At 47.0% G+C, this 1,281-nt stretch carries 1 protein-coding gene; it reads right to left on the bottom strand.

The features are described 5' to 3' along the window. Positions 1–69: 69 nt before the first annotated feature. Positions 70–1,260 (bottom strand): elongation factor Tu, encoded by a 1,191-nt coding sequence (gene tuf, locus IP510_RS13580; RefSeq protein WP_194365355.1) that lies wholly within the window; start codon positions 1,258–1,260, stop codon positions 70–72. Positions 1,261–1,281 lie beyond the last annotated feature (21 nt).

Below are 1,281 nucleotides of genomic sequence, written 5' to 3'. Positions count from 1 at the left end.
AAAAAAGCCACCCAAAACAGGGTGGCCTTTTTATGACTAACTTAGCAGCTCATTACTGAGACTAATAGATTAGTTTAGTACGTTAGCAACAACACCAGCGCCTACAGTACGGCCGCCTTCACGAATAGCGAAGCGAAGACCTTTGTCCATAGCGATTGGGTGGATAAGCTCTACGCCCATCTCAACGTTATCACCAGGCATTACCATTTCAGTACCGTCTTGTAATTGGATTGCGCCAGTTACGTCAGTAGTACGGAAGTAGAACTGTGGACGATAGCCGTTTAGGAATGGTGTGTGACGACCACCCTCTTCTTTGCTCAACACATATACTTCAGCGTCAAACTTGGTGTGAGGAGTGATTGAACCTGGCTTAGCTAGTACTTGGCCACGTTGTACGTCTTCACGCTTAGTACCACGTAGTAGTACGCCACAGTTTTCGCCTGCACGACCTTCGTCAAGCAGTTTACGGAACATCTCTACACCAGTACAGGTGGTTTTTTGAGTGTCACGGATACCAACGATTTCGATTTCGTCGCCAACGCGTACGATACCAGATTCAACACGGCCAGTTACAACAGTACCACGACCTGAGATTGAGAATACGTCTTCGATTGGCATTAGGAATGCTTTGTCAACGTCACGCTCTGGCTCTGGGATGTAGGTGTCTAGAACTTTAAGTAGTTCTACGACAGCTGGTTGGCCATACTTTTCTTGTGAGCCTTTTAGGGCTTCAGTTGCTGAACCATGGATGATTGGCGTGTCATCACCTGGGAAGTCGTAGTCAGAAAGTAATTCACGTACTTCCATTTCTACTAGCTCAAGCAATTCTTCGTCATCAACAACATCACATTTGTTCATGAATACGATGATGTACGGTACGCCAACCTGACGTGAAAGCAAGATGTGCTCACGTGTCTGTGGCATAGGGCCGTCAGTTGCAGATACGACTAGGATTGCGCCGTCCATCTGAGCCGCACCAGTGATCATGTTTTTAACATAATCGGCGTGACCTGGGCAATCTACGTGAGCATAGTGACGTGCTTCTGTGTCATATTCTACGTGTGAGGTGTTGATGGTGATACCACGTGCTTTTTCTTCTGGTGCTGAGTCAATAGACGCGTAGTCTTTGGCTTCGCCACCTGAAGTGATTGCAGCTACAGTCGCGATAGCAGCTGTTAGGGTTGTTTTACCGTGGTCAACGTGTCCGATGGTACCAACGTTGACATGTGGTTTTAGACGTTCAAACTTGGCCTTTGCCATGAGTATTTCCTCTTTTTTTGG

The sequence above is a fragment of the Psychrobacter sp. NG254 genome (genome assembly GCF_015277735.1).
In the GTDB taxonomy this organism is placed as follows: domain Bacteria; phylum Pseudomonadota; class Gammaproteobacteria; order Pseudomonadales; family Moraxellaceae; genus Psychrobacter.
The sequence above is the reverse complement of the archived record's forward strand: the minus strand, read 5'-3'. Positions and strand labels throughout refer to the sequence as shown.

Excerpts from the sequence above, each read along its gene's own strand:
- tuf (WP_194365355.1), bottom strand. The coding sequence starts at position 1,260 with ATGGCAAAGGCCAAGTTTGAACGTCTAAAACCACATGTCAACGTTGGT.